Annotated in this window: 15 protein-coding genes; 10 read left to right on the forward strand and 5 right to left on the reverse strand. The window is 64.2% G+C overall.

What is annotated here, in order from left to right:
* Positions 1–13 precede the first annotated feature (13 nt).
* The 7 genes from V3388_RS11195 to V3388_RS11225 all read left to right on the forward strand — a co-directional run bounded on the left by V3388_RS11195 (position 14) and on the right by V3388_RS11225 (position 12,269).
* Entirely contained in the window at positions 14–682 is a 669-nt protein-coding gene (locus V3388_RS11195) for a GTP-binding protein (protein ID WP_336367635.1), read from the forward strand.
* Positions 675–1,847 (forward strand): sensor histidine kinase, encoded by a 1,173-nt coding sequence (locus tag V3388_RS11200; protein WP_336367636.1) that lies wholly within the window; start codon positions 675–677, stop codon positions 1,845–1,847. The genes V3388_RS11195 and V3388_RS11200 overlap by 8 nt, the downstream gene beginning before the upstream one ends.
* Positions 1,847–4,096, forward strand: coding sequence for an ATPase, T2SS/T4P/T4SS family (locus V3388_RS11205; RefSeq protein WP_336367637.1), 2,250 nt, complete (start codon positions 1,847–1,849; stop codon positions 4,094–4,096). Before V3388_RS11200 ends, V3388_RS11205 begins: the two co-directional genes overlap by 1 nt.
* Positions 4,089–7,721: a PAS domain S-box protein gene (locus V3388_RS11210; RefSeq protein ID WP_336367638.1), complete on the forward strand. Its 3,633-nt coding sequence runs from the start codon at positions 4,089–4,091 to the stop codon at positions 7,719–7,721. Before V3388_RS11205 ends, V3388_RS11210 begins: the two co-directional genes overlap by 8 nt.
* A 9-nt stretch (positions 7,722–7,730) precedes the next feature.
* Positions 7,731–8,168 (forward strand): response regulator, encoded by a 438-nt coding sequence (locus V3388_RS11215; protein WP_336367639.1) that lies wholly within the window; start codon positions 7,731–7,733, stop codon positions 8,166–8,168.
* Between the two features lie 11 nt (positions 8,169–8,179).
* Positions 8,180–11,053, forward strand: coding sequence for an EAL domain-containing protein (locus V3388_RS11220; RefSeq protein WP_336367640.1), 2,874 nt, complete (start codon positions 8,180–8,182; stop codon positions 11,051–11,053).
* 91 nt (positions 11,054–11,144) lie between these two features.
* Positions 11,145–12,269, forward strand: coding sequence for an HD-GYP domain-containing protein (locus V3388_RS11225; protein WP_336367641.1), 1,125 nt, complete (start codon positions 11,145–11,147; stop codon positions 12,267–12,269).
* A gap of 9 nt (positions 12,270–12,278) precedes the next feature.
* Here the strand turns inward: V3388_RS11225 and fghA are convergent, their stop codons facing one another.
* A complete protein-coding gene (gene fghA, locus V3388_RS11230) occupies positions 12,279–13,124 on the reverse strand; it encodes an S-formylglutathione hydrolase (protein WP_336367642.1) in 846 nt (281 codons plus the stop codon).
* Positions 13,125–13,287: 163 nt separating this feature from the next.
* On the opposite strand from fghA, the gene V3388_RS11235 reads away from it, so the two are divergent.
* Complete coding sequence (locus tag V3388_RS11235) at positions 13,288–14,646, forward strand: alanine/glycine:cation symporter family protein (protein WP_336367643.1); 1,359 nt, start codon at positions 13,288–13,290, stop codon at positions 14,644–14,646.
* Between the two features lie 185 nt (positions 14,647–14,831).
* Positions 14,832–15,485 carry a peroxiredoxin gene (locus tag V3388_RS11240; RefSeq protein WP_336367644.1) on the forward strand — a complete coding sequence of 218 codons (654 nt, stop codon included), beginning with the start codon at positions 14,832–14,834 and terminating at the stop codon, positions 15,483–15,485.
* Positions 15,486–15,654: 169 nt separating this feature from the next.
* Here the strand turns inward: V3388_RS11240 and V3388_RS11245 are convergent, their stop codons facing one another.
* Complete coding sequence (locus tag V3388_RS11245) at positions 15,655–15,906, reverse strand: helix-turn-helix domain-containing protein (RefSeq protein WP_336367645.1); 252 nt, start codon at positions 15,904–15,906, stop codon at positions 15,655–15,657.
* 208 nt (positions 15,907–16,114) lie between these two features.
* Between V3388_RS11245 and V3388_RS11250 the strand changes: the two genes are divergently transcribed.
* Entirely contained in the window at positions 16,115–17,722 is a 1,608-nt protein-coding gene (locus V3388_RS11250; protein WP_336367646.1) for a methyl-accepting chemotaxis protein, read from the forward strand.
* A gap of 76 nt (positions 17,723–17,798) precedes the next feature.
* Here V3388_RS11250 and V3388_RS11255 read toward each other — a convergent pair whose 3' ends face one another.
* The 3 genes from V3388_RS11255 to V3388_RS11265 form a co-directional block, all read right to left on the reverse strand.
* Positions 17,799–18,587: a MetQ/NlpA family ABC transporter substrate-binding protein gene (locus tag V3388_RS11255; RefSeq protein ID WP_336367647.1), complete on the reverse strand. Its 789-nt coding sequence runs from the start codon at positions 18,585–18,587 to the stop codon at positions 17,799–17,801.
* A 183-nt stretch (positions 18,588–18,770) separates the two neighbouring features.
* Positions 18,771–19,436, reverse strand: a complete 666-nt coding sequence (locus V3388_RS11260; protein ID WP_336367648.1) for a methionine ABC transporter permease — start codon at positions 19,434–19,436, stop codon at positions 18,771–18,773.
* Entirely contained in the window at positions 19,436–20,443 is a 1,008-nt protein-coding gene (locus V3388_RS11265) for a methionine ABC transporter ATP-binding protein (protein WP_336367649.1), read from the reverse strand. Before V3388_RS11265 ends, V3388_RS11260 begins: the two co-directional genes overlap by 1 nt.
* Positions 20,444–20,564: the final 121 nt, after the last annotated feature.

Below are 20,564 nucleotides of genomic sequence, written 5' to 3' on the forward strand. Positions count from 1 at the left end.
TGAGCGCCAGACCATGCCCGACTACAGCCCGGACGACAACAAACTGGCCTTGAAGGTGGTGTTCTACGGCCCGGCCCTGAGCGGCAAGACCACCAACCTGATGCAGTTGCATTCCCTGCTCAACCCCGAACGCAAGGGCGAGCTGATGGTGCTGGAAACCCGGGACGACCGAACCCTGTTTTTTGACATGCTGCCCATCGGACTGCGGGGCCGCAACGGCCTGGACCTGCGTCTGAAACTGTACACCGTGCCCGGCCAGGTTCAGCACGACAGCACCCGCAAAGCCGTGCTGTCCAGGGCCGACGGGGTGGTGTTCGTGGCCGACTCCCAGCCCTCCCAGCAGGACAACAACGCCATCGCCTTTGGCAACCTGGAAGAGAACCTGGAGAAGGTCGGGCTGGATATTGAATCCCTGCCGCTGGTGGTGCAGTTCAACAAGCGGGACATTCCCGGCGTGGTGCCGGAGACGGAGCTGCAGGCGCGCTGGGCCGACACCCCCTGGGCGCCGCTGGTGATGGCTTCGGCCCTGAAAGGCGAGGGGGTACTGGCCACCTTCCGCCGGCTGCTGGAACAGCTGTACCCGGTGATTGACGCCGAGTTCCGGCTGGCGGAGGATCATGGCATCAGCGCCCGGGCGTTTGTCGAGCGCCTGACCCACACCGGAGACGCCTCCGATGCGTAACTTCGAAGACGATCCCACCCTCGCCGACCTGCTCAGCCACGAGCAGCTCGCGCGGCTGAACCAGACACTGAGCGGCCTGTGCTCGGCGCCGGTCACCCTCACCGCCGAACGGCCCGAGGTAGAGGCCACCCCGGTGGAGTTCAACCTGGAAACCATCGGCTGGCTCAGCGGCGGGGGCAGCGCCCGGGAACGGGACGCGGCGGTGGCCATGGTGGGTTTCCTGATGCTGTTTATCGGCAAGTACCGGCTCGCCGCCAACCTGCACCACGACGCCACCGAAGCCGGCTACGCCGAGCTGCAGCGCCAGAACGAGGCGCTCAAAGACTCAGAGGCCCGCTACCGGGCGCTGTCCGGCCAGCTCCAGCAGAAGGTGGACGAGCAGGTCTCGGTGATCCGACAGACCCAGCAGGAGCTGTACGAAAGCGCCCGGCTGCGCTCGGTCGGGCAACTGGCCGCCGGGGTGGCCCATGAGATCAACAACCCGATCGGCTTTATTGGCAGCAACCTGAGGGTGGCGGCAGACTACGTCAACGAACTGGGGGCGCTGGTGCCGGAAACCCCCGAAAACCGGGAGCTGGTGGCGGATTTCCACGCCCTGCTGACCGAATCCCTGGACGGCACCCGCCGCATCGCGGATATCGTCAAGGATCTGAAGACCTTCTCCAGCATCGACCAGGCCGACTACACCCGATGCCGGGTCAATGAGCTGCTGCTCAGCGCCATCCATCTGGTGCAGACCGAATACCAGCACGATCTGGACATTATCGAGCGCCTGGCGGAACTGCCGGACATTCACGGCCACCCGTCCCGGCTGTCCCAGACCTTTTTCAACCTGCTGGACAACGCCGCCCAGGCCCTGCGGGACGCGGAGCCTGACAAAGGCAAGGGCCGCATTCTGGTGCGCACACTGGCCCGGGACAACGCCGTGGAGATTGTCATCCAGGACAACGGCTGCGGCATTCCCGAGGCACATCGGGCGAACGTGTTCGATGCCTTTTTTACCAGCCGGCCGGTGGGTTCCGGCACCGGCCTGGGCCTGACCGTGGCCCGGGACACGGTGCGCGCCCATCAGGGCAGCCTGGAGCTGGACAGCCGGGAAGGCACCGGCACCCGGGTGCGCCTGGTTCTGCCCGTTAACACACCCCGACCCACCAAGGACTCCTGATGGCCAAGCGCTACGCCAACCTGTTCTATGGCAAAGACGCCGACACCGGTGAGCGTCCGGACGTGCCCGCCGCCAAAGCGGCCCCCTACCGGTTGCTGCTGGTGGACGACGAGCCCAACATTCTGGCGTCCCTGCGCCGGGTGTTCCAGCGGGAGAATTACGAGCTGCTGTTTGCCCGTTCCGGCCAGGAAGCCCTGAACATTCTGGAGAAACAGCCGGTCGAGCTGATCATGACCGACTTCATGATGCCCGGCATGAACGGCAGTGACCTGCTCCGGGAAGTGCGCGAGCGCTGGCCCCAGACCATCCGCATCATGCTTACCGGCCACGCCAACACCGACGCGGTGATGGGCTCGATCCGGGACGGCGCGGTGTACCGGTTTATCCTCAAGCCCTGGAACGACGACGACATCCGCTTGACCATCGCCCTGGCTCTGGAGCAGTACGAGCTGATCCAGCGCACCAAAGCCCTGGAGCAGAAAACCCGGGCCCAGAGCAAAGACCTGGAAACCATCAGCAAGCTGACCGCCACCAACCGCAGCCAGTTGGCCATCCTGCTGCACAAGAAAGGCTGGCTGAACGCCCAGCAGATCCAGCAGCTGCACCGGGAGATGCAGAGCAAGAAGCACCCGGTGATCCGCACCCTGCTGCAGCACGACTGGCTGGACCTGAGAAAGGTCTTCGAGATGCTGCGGGACGACATGCTGTTCGAGGAGGTGGACCTGCGGGAGTTCCAGGCCGATCCGAGCCTGCTGTCGCTGATTCCCCAGAAGATCTGCACCCGCCAGCTGATCCTGCCCCTGCGGGTGCACGGCCAGCGCCTGCGGCTGGCCATGGTGGATCCCATGGACGTGAACCTGATCGACGAACTGGGCTTCATGACCGGCTACACCATTCACCCGCTGCTGGCGGAAACCAGCCAGATGCAGGCCAAGCTGGCGGAGATTTTTGGCGACACCAGCGAGCTGGACGACATTGCCACCAAGGTGGGCACGGACGACCCGTATGAAGGCATCGAGATTGTCCTGGACGACGAAAACGATCAGGAATCCCTGGAACAGCTGCTGGGCAGCTCCGAGGAGCCTCCGGCCATCCGCCTGGTCAATGCGATCATTCTGGAGGCGTTGCGCCTGGGGGCCAGCGACATCCACGTGCACCCCCGCACCAAGTCCCTGGTGGTGCGCTACCGGATCGACGGCGTGCTGCAGGACAAGATCCACATCCCCACCAACCTGCTGATGTCCGTAGTCTCCCGCATCAAGGTGATGGCGGAGCTGGACATCACCGAGCGGCGCCGGCCCCAGGATGGCCGCATCACCGTGAAAACCCCCATGCGCATCGTCGACCTGCGCATCTCCACCCTGCCGACCATCAATGGTGAGAAGGTGGTCATGCGGGTACTGGAGCGTCAGTCCGCCGCCCAGTCTTTGGAAGACCTGGGGCTGTCCAAACACAACCTGAAGCGGCTGATGCACGTGGTGGCCAAGCCCCAGGGCATCATCCTGGCCACCGGGCCCACCGGCAGCGGCAAAACCACCACCCTGTACGCCCTGCTGCAGCACAACGCCAGTCCGGAGCGCAACTACGTGACCATCGAGGACCCGGTGGAATTCCACGTGGACATGGCCGGGCAGGTGCCGGTGAAGGACCGCATCGGGCTGGACTTTGCGAGCGTGCTGCGGGCGATTCTGCGGCAGGACCCGGACGTGATCCTGCTGGGTGAGATCCGGGACCAGGAGACCGCCGATGTGGCCTTCCACGCCGCCATGACCGGCCACCTGGTGTACTCCACCCTGCACACCAGCTCCGCCTCCGCCACCGTGGCCCGGCTGTTGGATTTGGGCCTGAAACCCTTTGTGGTGGCCTCGGCCCTGGAGGCCATCATCGCCCAGCGGCTGGTGCGGCGTATCTGCAATCACTGCCGGGAGGTGGTGCCGCCTCCCACCGAGGTACTGCGCCAACTCGGCCCCCAGTTCGCTACCGGGGACCTGACCTACTTTCGGGGCCAGGGCTGCGAGAAGTGCCACAAGGGCTACCGCGGGCGGGTGGCGATCCACGAGGTGCTGACCGTGGACGACGCCATGCGCGCCGCCATCACCGAGGGCGCCAGCGCCATGCAGATCGAGACCCTGGCCCGGGAGCGGGGCATGAAAGTGCTGCTGGACGACGCCTTTGAAAAACTCCGGGACGGCCTGACCACCGCCGACGAGATTCTGCGGCTGCTGGGCCCGCAGGTGCTGGATGTCTGACGCCCGCAACGTCGTGGTGTTCTGGTTGTGCGCCCTGCTCAGCCTGGCCATCGTGCAGGTGGCGGTGGGCACAATCATGGTGCTTGATGCCGTTTGGCCAGGCGCCAATCCGCACGCCGTGCTGCCACCGGGTGGCGGGCTGATGGCGCTGCTGCTCGGCCTCAGCCTGTTCGGCGTGGTGTTCCGCCGGCGCTGGCTGGTGGGCACCTTCGCCGCCCTGCTGCTGGCGGTGTCCGCCACGCTGACGGTGTGGCTGGCTCTGGGGCTGCCTGCCAGCTTTCTGCCCATTCGGATTCAACCGCAGCTTACCGCCGTCAGCAGCCTGATTGCCCTGGCCATCCTGGTGATGGCCGGTAACCGGCTGAGCGCGCCCCTGGCCCGGCTTATTGGCCTCGCCGCCGCGCTGGTGGGACTGCTCTCCCTCGCCTCCCTGTGGCTCCCCGCGCTGAGCTGGCTGAATCTGGGCACGGTGCCCGAATCCACGCTGGTGATCAGCCCGCTGGTGATGCTGACCGGAGCGGTACTGCCCGGCCTGGGTTCAGTCTGGCAACAGCACGCCACCCGCATTCACTGGCCGGTGGTCGTCGTTGGCGCCGTCGGCATACTGGTCGTCACCCTGACTTGGCACCTACTGCGCACCCAGAACAGCCATCACCGGCTGAACCGGGCGGAGGTGCTGGCGGATCAGATTGTTCAGGCCACCACCACCCAGCTGGCGGACAAGACGGCGCTGATCCGGCGACTGTCCGAGCGTTGGGCCGACCTGCCGGGCGTTCCGGATGTCCGCACCCGGAAGCGGGATCTGGGCGGTTACCTGCGGGATTACCCCGACATCAAGCTGATCCTGCTGCTGGATAGTCGCGACCGACTGTTGCTGTCCGAGGCCAAACAGCTCAGCTACCGGTTCTGGCTGCACGATTTCCTGCGTCAGCCGGCCATTCAGGCCTGGCTGGAGCACCTGCAACAGACGCAGAGCCCACATCTCAGCCAACCGCTGGTGATGCCCAACGGCAGCGCTCTTGGCGCTTTGGGCGTGCCCTATGAGGACCGGCAGGGTGATCCGTACCTGCTGCTGGCGGTGTTTGATCTCACCAGCTTCCTGAGCAAGATTGCCCGGGTTCTGGACGACGACCTCACCCTGAGAGTCAGCGCCGGTAACGCGCTGGTTTACGGTTACCCGCAGGATACCGCGAACCCGAAAGGCCAGGGCGGTGCCACGCCGTCATCGGTGCTGGTCACCCGGAACCTCAACGACCATCACGACGGCGCCTGGCAGGTGGATGTCGGCCTGTCCCGCGGGCCGGCACCCCGCCCCGGCCTGTTCCTGCCGCCGATGACCCTGTTCACCGGCCTGGGCCTGAGTTTTCTGGTGATGCTCAGCCAGCTGCTCTGGCGAGAGGCGGAGCGTCGCTCCGGCACCTACGAAGACCTCAGCGAACAGCTTCAGGCGCACCTGAACGAAGAACGCCGGCTGCGGGCCACCAACGAGCGGATTCTGGAATTTTCCAAGGACATCCTCTGCTCCATTGATGCCGAAGGCACCTTCCTGCAGGTCAGCCCCGCCTGCGAATCCGTCCTCGGCTATCGACCCGAGGCGTTGGTGGGCCAGCACTACACCTACCTGCTGGAACCGGAAGATCGGGCCGCCACCGAAGCGGAGGTCGCCCGGCTGGTGTCCGGCGAGCAGCGGCGCTCCCACGGCTTTCGCACTCGCCTGTACCATCGCCGCGGACAGGTGGTGACCGTCGCCTGGACCGCCGAGTGGGACACCAACGAACGTGTCCTGTTCTGTGTCGGCCGGGACATCAGCGACGAGCTGACGGCCGAAGCCCTGTCCCGGGAGCGGGACCAGTTTTTCTCCCTGTCGCCGGATATGTTCTGCATTGTCGATCTGAACAGCTATTTCTTCGAGATCAACCAGGCGTTCGTGGACAACCTGGGCTACGCCCGGGAGGCGCTGCTGGGCACCTCCTATCTGAACCTGGTGCACCCGGACGATCACCGCACCGTGACCACGGCTGTCGCCTCCCTGCTGGAGGGCGATAGCGTCAAGGACCTGCTGATCCGCGCCCTGGACAGCCAGCAACAGGAACACTGGCTGACCCTCAACGCCACCCTCAGCGGCGACGACCTGATCTACGTGGTCGCCCGGGACGTGACCGAACAGCGGGCCATTGAGGAAAAACTCCGGGAAAACGACGCCCTGCTGCAAATGGCCGAGCGGGTGGCCATGCTCGGCGGCTGGGTGCTGGACCTGCAGACCGGCAAATCCACCTGGTCCGACGCGGTCTGCGCCATCCACGATCTGCCCGAGGGGCAGGCGCCGGACCTGGAAGACGCGCTGACCTATTACCTGCCTGAGCACCGCCAGCGCATCACTGATGCGGTGCAGCTGTGCATCCGCACCGGCATTCCCTTCGACGAAGAACTTCAGATCCGCACCGCCAAGGGCCGCATTCGCTGGGTCCGGGCCATTGGCCACCCGATCAAGGACGAAAGCAACCAGGTGGTGCGCCTGCAGGGCGCCTTCCAGGACGTCACCGCCAGCCATCAGGCCCTGGAGCAGATCCGCCGATTCGCCGAGCGGCAGTCCACCATTTTCGAGAGTATCACTGACGCGTTCTTTACCGTGGACCGGGACTGGCGCTTCACGTACGTCAACCAGCGCTCTGAGGAGTTGCTCAGAACGCCACGCAGTGAACTGCTGGGCAACCGGATTTGGGACGTGTTCCCGGCGGCCGTTGGCACGGTGTTTGAGGAACAATACCGCCGGGCGGTGAGCACCGGGGAATCCGTCTCGTTCGAAGGCTACTACGAGCCTCTGGACAACTGGCTGGAAATCAGCGCCTACCCCTCCGAAGAAGGCCTGGCGGTATACTACCGCAGCATCCGGGAGCGCAAGGAAGCCCAGTGGCAACTGGAAAAAGCCATGGCCGAGCTGGAACGCAGCAACCGGGAACTGCAGGAATTCGCCTTCGTGGCCTCCCACGATCTTCAGGAGCCCCTGCGCAAAATCCAGGCGTTCTCCGACCGCTTGATGATTCGCTCCGACCGGCTGGATGAGAAGGACCGTGACTACCTCAAGCGCATGCAGTCCGCCGCCGGACGCATGCAGAAGCTGATTGAAGACCTGCTCAGCTATTCCCGGGTGACCACCCGGGCCCGGGCGCCGGAAGTCTGCGACACCAGCGCCATCGCCCGGGACGTGTTGGGGGACCTGGAAACGGCCATCAGCCGATCTGGCGCGGTGATTACCCTGGACGACCTGCCGCCGGTGCTTGGCGACCCGTCGCAGCTCCGGCAGGTGTTCCAGAACCTGCTGAGCAACGCCATCAAGTTTCAAAAACCAGATCACGCGCCCACGATTCACGTATATGCTGAGGAGGTGACCGGAGCATCGTGGACTCTGGTGGTCAGTGACAACGGCATCGGCTTTGATGAACGCTACGCCGCCAAACTGTTTCACCCGTTCCAGCGCCTTCATCAGAAGGAGGGCTACGCCGGCACCGGCATTGGCCTGGCCATAGTAAAGAAAATCCTGGACCGGCACGGCGCGACGATCACCGTGAACAGCCTTCCCGGAACCGGCACCACCTTCCGGATACGATTCACGCGCGGTAACTGAGCAACGCCCATGACCGTTTTGCCAAAACACCCCATGATCCTGATTGCCGACGACGACCCCGATGATCAGGTGATGATCCAGGAGGCCTTCGCCGAACGCTGCGATACCTGCCATCTGTGCTTTGTCGCCAACGGTGTGGAGCTGATGGCCACCCTTCGGCGCCTGATGGCGGGCGCGGCGCCGCTGCCGGACCTGCTGTTGATGGATCTGAACATGCCCCTCAAGGACGGCCGTCAGTCACTGGTGGAAATCCGCGCGACGCCCGAACTGAAGGGCCTGCGCACGGTCATCCTGACCACCTCCCGGGACGACGACGACATTCGCTTCTGCCGGGCCCAGGGGGCGGACGATTACATTGTGAAACCGGCCCGCTATTCCGAGCTGCTTAACATTGTGAACGCCCTCGGCGCATACTGGCAGCCGGGGAACATCGAACAAAAAGACTGACCGACAACGACATGACCGACCCACTGCTCCGCGTCCTGCTGATTGAGGACGACGAAGACGATTATCTGATCACCCGCGACCTGCTGGAGGACGCCAGCCCGATTACCACTCGGCTGATCTGGCGCAACGATCTGGCAGGGGGCCTGGAAGCCCTTCAGCGGGAGACCGTGGACGTCGCCCTGGTGGACCTTCGGCTGGGGCCGGATTCCGGCCTCGACCTGATCCAGCAGGCCCGTGCCGCCGGAATCACCACACCGTTTATCCTGCTGACCGGCCAGGGCGACCGGGAGCTGGACGCCCGGGCGGTGGAAATGGGCGCCGCCGACTACCTGACCAAGGGCCGGCTGGACGGTTCCACCCTGTTGCGCAGCATCCGCTACGCCATCGACCGGGCCAGCGCCAACGAATCCCTCGCCAGCAGCGAAGCCCAATACCGGCTGCTGTTTGAGAACAATCCCACGGCCATGTGCCTGGCCGATCCGGACGACGGCACCATTCGCGAACTGAATGCCGCCGCCCGCCTGATGTACGGGCTTGCCGGCGGCAGCGACAGCCCCGTGAACCTGGCCTCGCTGCGGTCGGATCCGATCCCGGGCGAGGCCCTGGCGGAACTCCGCCCGGAAAGCCTGGGCATCGTGATTGCCCCCGGCGCCCGGCTGGAGACCCATCGAAGCCAGGACGGAAGGGCGCTGATTGTGGAGGTGACCGTCCAGCGCATCACCATCAGCCAGGCACCGCGAGCGCTGTACACCTTCCGGGACAAGACCGCAAACGTGGAAAACAGCCGGGAACTGCGACTGATCAAGCGTTGCATCGAGTCCAGCTCCAACGGCATTGTCGTCGCCGACGCTCGCCAGCCGGATATGCCGCTGGTGTACATCAATCCCACCTTCGAGCGGATGACCGGTTATGCCGCCAGTGAGGTACTGGGCCGCAACTGCCGGTTCCTGCAGGGCGACGACTTTGACCTGACCAACGAGCAGGCCCTGTCCGAAATTCGCAAAGCTCTGAAGAACGGCACGGAAATTTCCGTGGTTCTGCGCAACTACCGCAAGGATGGCGCGCCCTTCTGGAACGATCTTTACCTGTCCCCGATCCGGGACGACGAGGGCGTCATCACCCATTATGTGGGCGTGCAGAACGACATCTCGGACCGCAAATCCATCGAGAACCAACTGGCCTATAATTCCAGCCACGATGTGCTCACCCAGTTGCCCAACCGGGCCCTGCTGGAGGACCGGCTGGTGCAGGCCTGCCAGTTTGCGAGGCGCTACCAGCGCCAGGTCGGCGTGCTGTTCATTGACCTGGACGGCTTCAAACTGATCAACGATTCCCTGGGCCACCGGGTCGGCGACCAGATTCTGATCGAGGTGGCCCGGCGCCTGCGGGAGCTGGTACGCTCTGGAGACACGGTGGCCCGGGTCAGCGGCGATGAATTTGTTCTGGCGCTGCCGGACCTGAACCAAAGCGGCGACGCCGAGCAGGTGGTGGAGGGCGTGATCCAGGCCCTCGCTGCTCCCTATAGGGTGGCCGGCGAAACCCTGCACCTGACCGCCAGCATCGGCATGACCACCACCGACGGCAGTATTGCCAACCCGTCTGAGCTGATCCAGCAGGCGGACTTGGCCATGTTCCAGGCCAAGCAGCTGGGCCGAAACACCTGGCAGTGGTTTGCCCGTGAGATGAACGACCAGGCCAGCCAGCGCGTGAAGCTGCGCAACCAGCTGCAGGACGCCATCGACCAGGAAGCTTTGACGCTCTACTACCAGCCGGTGGTGAACGCCCGAACCGGCCAGATCCGCTCGGTGGAGGCCCTCGTGCGCTGGCAGCACCCCGAACAGGGCCTGGTGTCGCCCGCAGACTTTATCCCCCTTGCCGAAGAAACCGGGCAGATCATCGCCCTGGGCCGCTGGGTGCTGGACCAGGCGTGCCGGGATACCGTGCGCCTGCACGCCCTGGGCTTCCGGGACCTGACCATGGCGGTAAACGTCTCACCCATCCAGATTCGCAAGGCCGGGTTCGTGCAGACCGTGCGGGATGTGCTCCGCGCCACCGGCCTGCCCCCTACCAACCTGGAGCTGGAAGTCGTCGAATCGGCGGTCCTGAGCGACACCGATCAGGTGATCCAGGCCCTGCACGAACTGCGAGACCTGGGCGTGCGCATTGCCATTGATGACTTTGGTACGGGCTTCTCCAGCCTCAGTTACATCAAGCTGATGCCGGCCAACAAGATCAAAATCGACCGCTCGTTCATCAAGGACGTGATCCAGAACCGCAGCGACGCGGCCATCACCCAGGGGGTGATTTCCATGGCCCACCACCTGTCCCTGGAAGTGGTCGCCGAAGGCGTGGAAACGGACGCTCACGCCGCGTTCCTGCGCCGCCACCAGTGTGACCTTTTGCAGGGCTATGTGTTTGCCCGGCCCATGCCCTACGCGGATCTGGTGGATTACATCAATCACCGGGGCCAGGGCGATGCGCCGCCTGTGGCGGAAAACGATGGCCAAAAAACCCTGCTGCTGCTGGACGATGAGGCCAACATTCTCCGGGCCCTGGCCCGCACCCTGCGCCGGGACGGCTACCGAATCCTGTCCACCACCAGCGTGCAGGAAGCGTTCAACCTGCTGGCGGAAAACGACGTGCAGGTGATCGTCTCGGACCAGCGTATGCCCGAGATGTCCGGCACCGAATTCCTCAGCCGGGTGAAGGCCATCCACCCGGATACGGTGCGCATTGTGCTCTCGGGCTACACGGACCTGAAATCCGTCACCGACGCCATCAACCAGGGCGCCATCTACAAATTCCTGACCAAACCCTGGGATGATCAGCAGATTCGCCAGCACATTCAGCAGGCGTTTCAATATCACGTTGCCATGCAGGCGTGAACCGGCCCCCGCAGACAGGCCGGCACACTGGTACTGAACCGGTATTCGCAGGTAGACTTTTCGGAAAACGCCACCCGCTGGAAACCCGATCTTGAGCACTCTGGTACGCATTGCCCCCGGCGCCCTGGTGGTCGGGCGCCCGCTTCCCTGGACCGTCTACGACGCCGCCGGCAACGTGCTGCTGCGTCAAGGCTATGTGATCAGCAGCGACACCCAGCTGGAGCAGCTGTTCGAGCGGGGCCGCTTCAAACCCCGCAAGATCGAGCGAGTGGCGGACGAGCCCGTCGAGGACACCCGGGACCGCAACCCGTTTGCCGACTACGCGGAGTTCCTGCACGCGCTCTCGGCCACCCTCAGTGCCATCACCGAGCGTGACCCCTCGGCCCGTCAGCGCCTGCTGGGCCTGTGCCGGATGCTCGACCGCACCTGCCGGGAAGCGCCGGACGCCAGCCTGGCGCTGATCCACCTGTATTCCATCAGCCCCACCATGCAGGAGCAGGTGATTTTCCACGCCATCCTGTGCCAGTTCATCGGCCGACAGTTCGGGCTGGAGGAAAAGCGCATCGCCGCCCTCACCGCCGCCGCGCTCACCGCCAACCTGGCACTGGTGCCGGTGGCGGATCAGTTGAACGCGTCCAACAAGATCCTGTCCGACGAGCAGCGCCAGGTCATCCGGCTGCATCCCCAGCGCAGCATCGAGGCGCTAAAGGCCGCTGGCATCAACAACAACCTGGTGCTGACCATCATCGCTCAACACCACGAACAGGCGGACGGCTCCGGCTATCCCAAGGGCCTGAGCGGCACCGATATCCGACCGGAAGCGGAGATTCTTGCCCTGGCAGAGCGGTATGTGGCCATGATCACCAAGCGCGCCTACCGCAACCGCATGAACATCACCGCCGCCCGCAAGCTGATCGCGGCGCTGGCGGACGGACGCTTCCGGCCGGCCATTCCGAGGGCGCTGCTGGAGGTGCTGGGAGAGTATCCGCCGGGAGTGCTTGTGCGCCTGGACAACAACGAAGTGGGGGTGGTGACCGGCCGGCCGGTGCGGGCCCGGGGCCCGTTTGTAAAAGCCATTTTCGGGCCCCGGGGCAACCGCTACAGCGGCACTTTCGAGCGGGACACCAGCGTGCTGGAGTACAACATCCGCGCGGTGGAGGAGCCCGAGATCATGCCGTCCATGGACTTCAGCCTGATCTGGGGCTTCCGCTCCTGATGCCCCCTATCAACCCAGCCCAAGGGCCCGGGCGTGGTGGTGCAGGTGGTCGTCAATAAACGAGGCAATGAAGAAATAGCTGTGGTCGTAGCCCCGGTGCATCCGCAGATCAATGTGGTGATGGTGCTTCTCGCAGGCCTCCGCCAGCGCCTCCGGGTTGAGCTGGCTCTCCAGAAACTCGTCTGCGGTGCCCTGGTCTACCAACAGCGGTAGGCGCTCTTTCGCATCGGGAATCAGCCGGGTGGCGTCCCATTCTGCCCAGGCGCTTTCATCGTCGCCCAGATAACCCCGGAACGCCTTCTGGCCCCAGGGGCAGGCGGTGGGGTTGGCGATGGGGGCAAACGCCGAGACCGACCGGTAGCGCCCCGGGTTCTTCAGCGCACAGATCAGCGCGCCATGGCCGCCCATGGAATGACCGCTGACGGCGCGCTGGTCGGTCACCGGCAGCTCCCGCTCCACCAGCGCCGGCAGCTCGGTCACCACGTAATCGTACATGCGGTAATGCCGGGCCCAGGGCTGCTCGGTGGCATTGACGTAGAACCCCGCCCCACTGCCAAAATCGTAGCTGTCGTCCTCGCCGGGCAGCGCCACGCCCCGGGGGCTGGTGTCGGGGCAGACAATGGCCAGACCGAGCCGGGCCGCCAGCTTCTGGGCACCGGCCTTCTGCATAAAGTTCTGGTCGGTGCAGGTCAGCCCGGACAGCCAGTACAGCACCGGCGCCGGCGTCGCCTTTGGCCCCAAGGCAGACGGCGGCAGGAAGACGGCGAATTCCATGTCGCAGTCCAGGGTGTCCGACCGGTGACGGTACCGGCGATGCTCGCCGCCAAAACTCACGTTCGTGGATAACTTCTCCATACAAAACCCTCCGCAACGGTTTACAGACGAAAATATCTGACTAAACTCAATCGGTTATACCCTTCTTGAACCGAGTTGGTTCTGCCGGCGGGGTCACCGGTACGGCCCGCCACCTAGGGTAACGCATTCCATAACCAGAAAAACCCGGCAGAGGGAGATCCCTGTGGACGCCATTGAAAGCTTTGTCAGTAGTGTGAACGGACTGGTGTGGGGCCCGCCCATGCTGGTTCTCATTCTGGGTGTCGGCCTGTTTTTGAGCATCGGGCTGAAATTCATGCCCATCCGCAAGCTCGGCGCGGGCTTCCGGCTCATGTGGTCCGGTCGCCAGGCCACCGGCGAGGACGGCGAAATCCCGCCGTTCCAGGCGCTGATGACCGCCCTTTCGGCCACCGTGGGCACCGGTAATATCGCCGGCGTGGCCACCGCGGTGTTCCTCGGCGGCCCCGGTGCACTGCTGTGGATGTGGCTGACCGCCCTGGTGGGCATGGCCACCAAGTATTCCGAGGCGGTACTGGCGGTACGCTTCCGGGAAGTGGACGAGCGCGGTGACCACGTAGGTGGCCCGATGTACTACATCCGCAACGGCCTTGGGCCCAAGTGGGCCTGGCTGGGTGTGCTGTTCGCCATCTTCGCTGCTGTCGCCGGCTTTGGCATCGGCAACACCGTGCAGGCCAACTCCGTGGCCGACGTGATGCAGACCACCTTCAGCATTCCCCATTGGGCCACCGGCCTGGTGCTGATGGTCCTGGTGGGCCTGGTATTGATCGGCGGCATTCGCCGGATCGGCCAGGTGGCCAGTGGCCTGGTGCCGCTGATGGCCATTTCCTACCTGGTGGCCGGGCTGATCGTGCTCGCCATCAACGCCCAGGAAATCCCCGCCGCGCTCGCGCTGGTGTTCAAGCACGCGTTCAGCCCGATCGCCGCGGAAGGCGGCTTTGCCGGCGCCGCCGTCTGGGCCGCCATCCGCTTTGGTGTGGCCCGGGGCGTGTTCTCCAACGAGGCCGGCCTGGGTTCCGCGCCCATCGCCCACGCCGCCGCGCAGACCAAGAACCCCATCAAGCAGGGCATGGTGGCCATGCTAGGCACCTTCATTGACACCATCGTGATCTGCTCCATCACCGGCCTGGTGATCATCACCTCCGGTACCTGGACCAGCGGCGAGTCCGGCGCGGCCCTGACCTCCATGGCCTTTGAGGCGGCGCTGCCCGGCTGGGGCAACTACGTGGTGGCCGTGGCCCTGGCGATTTTCGCGTTCACCACCATCCTGGGCTGGTCGTTCTACGGCGAACGCTGCATCGAGTTCCTGTTCGGCGTGAAGGCCATCGTGCCGTATCGCATCGTCTGGATTCTGGCGGTTCCGGTGGGCGCCACCCTCAACCTGGGCTTCGTCTGGCTGCTGGCGGACACCCTGAACGCCATGATGGCCCTGCCCAACCTGATCGCCCTGCTGCTGCTGAGCCCGGTGGTACTGAAACTGACCCGGGATCACTTCGAGCGGGAACGTTTGGGGCAGAACGGCTGACAAAGAAGCGATGACGGCGGCACGGAACGCGCGCCCGACCGACGTTGGCCGGGCCCGTTGCGTTGCATCAAGCCCCTTGTATTCCGGCCCGGCCGCCATCATGCATACTAATATGCGTTTCCGAGCAGCGCCGCCGGGTGCCGGCGGTTCCACTTACCGGATGATTCACCGTCAGGAGAAGCCTCATGAGCATTCGATTGGGCGACATCGCCCCGGATTTTGAACAGGATTCCACCGAAGGCCGCATCAAGTTCCACGAGTGGCTGGGCAACAGCTGGGGCGTGCTGTTCTCGCACCCGGCGGATTTCACCCCGGTGTGCACCACCGAACTGGGTCTGACCGCCAAGCTGAAGGACGAGTTTGCCAAACGCAACGTGAAAGCCATTGCCCTGAGCGTGGACCCGGTGGATTCCCACCACGACTGGGTGAAGGACATCAACGAGACCCAGGGCTGCGCGGTGAATTTCCCGATCATCGCCGACCACGACCGCACCGTGTCCGGCCTCTACGACATGATTCACCCGAACGCCAACGACAGCCTCACCGTGCGCTCCCTGTTCGTGATCGACCCGAACAAGAAAGTGCGCCTGATGATCACCTATCCGGCGTCCACCGGCCGCAACTTCAACGAGATCCTGCGGGTGATCGACTCCCTGCAGCTGACCGATGAGCACAAGGTGGCCACCCCGGGCAACTGGGAACGGGGCGACGACGTGGTGATCGTGCCGTCCCTGCAGGACGAGGACGAAATCAAACAGCGCTTCCCGAAAGGCTACAAGGCCGTGAAGAAGTACCTGCGCATGACGCCGGACCCGAAGGCCAACTGGGGCGGCAACTGATCGCCCGAGCCTGGGGCCAAACCTGGGGTCAGATGAAACTCATCTGACCCCGATCTCCAACTCCGCAACCTGGGGTCAGATGAAACTCATCTGACCCCGATACCAGACTCTGGAGTCCCCCGGACACTCCGGGGTCAGATGAGTTTCATCTGACCCCTGCTTTGCCCCATCAATGCTCCCCAAAGTACAGCGCTTCCGCCAACAGCCAGATCCTCGACGGCCGGCAGGTCAGCCCCTGGGACAGCTTCCAGACGGTTTCGGTGGACGCCTTCACCGTGCCCCGCTCAATCCCTGAAACAAACGATCGGGCCAGCTGTGCCCGGTCCGCCAGCTCTTCCTGAGTCAGCCCAACCTCCACCCGCCGGAGCTTGATCGCCCGGCCGAACGCCTGCCCCACGTCCGATACCTCGTGCTTGTCCATGAGCGTTCCTTGAGGATCACTGAAAAGTCCCGGGATTTTCAGGCCTGACAAGTCGACAGGCCACTCTCTAGTGTCTACGGTGTGTAGTTATTAGTGGTCAGAATGTCACTTTTTGTGGATTGTGGCCTGTCATGCACCGCTCACGGGAACCCCATAGCTACGACATTGTCACATTTAAAATACATAAATTTATCAGAGGCTTAGCGTTATGCGAATTCATCCCGGGGCGGCGTTCCTGAACGCCTCCGTCCGAACCAAGCTGCTCAGTGGCTTCTGCCTGGTTCTGCTCCTGATGTGCATTATGGCTTTCGTGGCGCTTACTCAAACCCGCCAACTGACGGCCAGTTCGGACCAGCTCAGCGGCATCGCCCGTATTACCGAACACTTCCTGTCCGCCCGGGTCAGTGAAAAAAACCTGCAACTGCGGAACGACAGCGCCGAGGGCAAAAACGCCCAGAGCGAGATCAGCGACGCCCTGAAGCGCACCGACGATCTCGAAGCCGCGGCGTTTTCACCGGAACAGGCCGACCGTTTTAACACCCTGACAGATACCCTCAAGGGCTACCAGGGCTTCCTCGGCAACCTGGCACAGGCCGTGTCCGACCGGGCCGGCGGCGGTGAGGCCAACCTCTCCGACAAGGCGCTGGAGCGCCTGGATCAGCAGATGGTTACCCAGGCCCGACAGGCGGATGACCTGATTGCCACCGCCTATGACGCACAGCGCGCCGCCATGGGGGATTTGGAGTCCCGTACCCGCACGTTCATCTGGGTGGCCCTGGCCGCCGCCGTGGTGTTGGGCCTGGGCATCGCCCTGATCATCACCACCCTGATTACCCGGCCCCTGGACCGCATTGTCGGCCAGGCCGAGTACATCGCCAACGGCGACCTGACCCACAACCTTGAGCCGGATCGGAAAGACGAACTGGGGCGTCTGATGACCGTGATCCAGACCATGACGGTGAACCTGCGGGCGCTGATCAAGGAATTGCAGGACGGCGTCACCCAGATTGCCAGTTCGTCGGAAGAGCTGTCTGCGGTGACCGAGCAGACCAGCGCCGGCGCCCGGCAGCAGCGGGAGGAGACCGACCAGGCCGCCACCGCCATGAACGAGATGACCGCCACCGTTCATGAGGTGTCCCAGAACGCCGCCTCCGCCGCCCAGTCGGCGGAAATGGCCGATGAACATGCCAAAGAGGGCTTTCATCTGGTCAAACAAACCGCCAAGCAGGTGGATACGCTGTCCGATGACATAGAGGCCAGCAAAACGCGCATCCAGACGCTGAACGCGGACGTGGGCGATATCGGCAAGATCCTGGATGTGATTGACGGCATCGCCGAGCAGACCAACCTACTGGCCCTGAACGCCGCCATCGAAGCCGCCCGCGCTGGCGAGCACGGCCGCGGTTTTGCGGTGGTGGCGGACGAAGTACGGGGGCTGGCGCAACGCACCCAGAGTTCCGTCGAGCAGATTGAGGAGTTGATCAACCGGCTGAAGGAATCCGCCGAGCAGGCGGTGCACGGCATGGATCGCAACAGCGACAGCGCGGACGCCGCCGTGGTGGTGGTACGCAACGCCGGGGAAGCGCTCAAGACCATCGCCGAGGCGGTCTCGAACATCCAGGGCATGAACCACCAGATCGCCGCTGCGGTGGAGCAGCAGTCCTCGGTGGCCGAGTCGATCAACCAGGGGGTGGTCACCATCCGCGAGGTGACCGACCAGTCCGCCACCGCCAACGAGCAGATCGCCATCGCCAGCAACGAGCTGGCCAAACTGGGCGCCGATCTGCACCGCTCGGTGGCGCGGTTCGCGGTGTAAACCGGGGGTCATAAACCGGGGGTCAGATGAAGGCTTTCATCTGACCCCTTCTTCTGCATCTGACCCCTTCTTCTGATCAGAACGCCGGAACCACGGCGCCCTTGTACTTCTCCAGGATGAACTGCTTCACGTCGTCCGAATGCAGGGCCTTGGCCAGCTTCTGCATGGCGTCGCTGTCCTTGTTGTCCGGGCGGGCAACGAGGATGTTCACGTAGGGGGAGTCGGCGCCTTCAATCACCAGGGCGTCCTTGGTGGGGTTCAGGCCGGCTTCCAGGGCGTAGTTGGTGTTGATCAGGGCCAGGTCCACCTGGTTCAGGATGCGGGGCAGCGTGGCCGCTTCCAGTTCCTTGAAGTCCAGGTTCTTGGGGTTCTTGGCTATGTCCCGGGGCGTCGCGGTGATGGTGGCATCGTCCTTGAGGGTGATCAGGCCCGCCTTCTGCAGCAGCAGCAGGGCTCGGCCGCCGTTGGTCGGGTCGTTCGGGATGGCCACTACGGCGCCGTCCTTCAGCTCATCCAGGGAGTCGATCTTGCTGGAGTAGGCGCCGAACGGCTCCACGTGCACGCCGGTCACGGCCACCAGGTTGGTGCCACGGCCCTTGTTGAACTCGTCCAGGTAAGGCTGGTGCTGGAAGTAGTTGGCGTCCATCTGCTTCTGGTCCACCTGGATGTTCGGCTGGACGTAGTCGGTGAACACCTTGATGTTCAGATCCACCCCTTCCTCGGCCAGCTTCGGCTTGATGTGTTCCAGGATCTCAGCGTGGGGCACCGGGGTGGCGGCCACGGTGAGGGTTTCGGCGGACGCGGATGCGGCAAAGGTGGTCACCGCAGCGGCGGCCAGCGCCACGAAAGTCTTTTTCACGTTCATATTCATCTCCTAGTTGAGTTGCTATCTCTTTATAAGCGTTGGCTCGAAGAAAGACGTCGGGGCCGGCGGTGGGGCGGGACGGCTGAAAACGTGGAGCGCCAAGGATGGCGCGACCGAGCCCTACAGGGACGTATTTACGGGCGTTTTTCAGCCGTCCCGCCCCACCGCCGGCTTGCACCGGAACTAGCGGCGACTGAAATACAACACCAGTCGATCACCCACCATCTGCAGCACCTGCACAAAAATAACCAGAAGGGCTACGGTAATCACCATCACGTCGGTCTGGAATCGTTGATAACCGAAGCGGATGGCCAGGTCCCCCAGGCCGCCGCCGCCGATAACGCCGGACATGGCCGCGTAGGACACCAGGGTGATGGCGGTAACGGTAATGCCGGCGATGATGCCCGGCAGCGCCTCCGGCAGCAACGCGCCGAAGATGATCTGGCGCACGGTGGCGCCCATGGCCTGGGTGGCCTCGATGATGCCCCGGTCCACCTCCCGCAGGGAGGTTTCCACCAGCCGGGCGAAGAAGGGCGCGCCACCGGCCACCAGCGGCGGAATAGCACCGGCCACCCCCAGGGAGGTGCCGATCAGCAGCACCGTAAACGGAATCATCACGATCAGCAGGATGATGAACGGCACCGAACGCAGCACGTTCACCACAAACGACAGCACCGCGTAGGCCACCGGCTGCTCCAGCAGCTGGCGCTTGCCGGTGAGGAACAGCAGCACGCCAATGGGCAACCCGATCAGCACGCTGAACAGCAGGGACAGGCCCACCATCACCAGGGTGTCCCAGCTGGCCAGGCCGATTTCGGCCCAGTCGACGTTGGTCAGTAAGGCATCCATCAGCGCACCACCTCCACGTGAACGTCCGCGGCGTCGAACGCCTTCATGGCCAGGTCAAGATCTCCGCCCACCAGGGACAGGGTCAGCTGGCCGTAGGGAATGTCCTTGATATGGTCAATGCGCCCGGAAAGAATGCTGAAATCCACCCCGGAGGCCCGGGCCACGCTCCCCAGCAGCGGCTGGTAGGTGGCGTCGCCCTTGAAAGTCAGCCGAAGGATGCGGCCATTGGCTTTCTGCAGGTCCGCGGCCAGCTCGCCGGCGTCCACGTTCTCGCTCTCGAACACGAAGTCCCGGGTGGTGGGGTGGCTGGGGTGCAGGAACACCTCGCTCACCGGCCCCATCTCCACCACGTTGCCGGCATCCATCACCGCCACCCGGTCGCAGACCCGGCGCACCACGTCCATCTCGTGGGTGATCAGCACGATGGTCAGGCCCAGCTCCCGATTGATGTCCGCCAGCAGCGACAGCACCGATTGGGTGGTCTGGGGGTCCAGGGCGCTGGTGGCCTCGTCGCACAGCAGGATGGTGGGGCGGCAGGCCAGCGCCCGGGCAATCCCGACCCGCTGTTTCTGCCCGCCGGACAGCTGGGACGGGTACTTGTCGGCGTGGTCGGTGAGGCTCACCCGGGCCAGCAGCTCCGAAACCCGGTCCCGGATCTCCGCTTTCGAGTAAATGCCCGCCAGCTTCATCGGGAACGCAATGTTCTCCTGCACCGTCTTGGAGGACAGCAGATTGAAATGCTGGAAGATCATGCCGACCTTGCGGCGGAACGCCCGCAGCTCGTTGGCGCTGTATCGGGTGATGTCCTCGCCGTCGATCAGGATGCGGCCGCCGGTGGGCGGCTCCAGCAGGTTGATCAGCCGCACCAGGGTGGACTTCCCCGCCCCCGAGTGCCCGACGATGCCGAACACCTCGCCGGTTTTGATGGTCATGTCCGTCGGGTGCAGCGCGGGGATCGCCCGGCCCGCCACCGTGTAGGACTTGTGTACCTGGTCAAATACAATCACGTTCAGTGCCTTGTGGGACGGATAAGAACAGTGTTAAAACCGGCGATTATAGCGCATTGTGTACACAAACCCGAGGCCCGGGATGGCCAGCCACACTGACCCAGATCCAGCACCCCCCGGA

The sequence above is a fragment of the Marinobacter sp. C2H3 genome, assembly GCF_037080155.1.
Taxonomy (GTDB): domain Bacteria; phylum Pseudomonadota; class Gammaproteobacteria; order Pseudomonadales; family Oleiphilaceae; genus Marinobacter.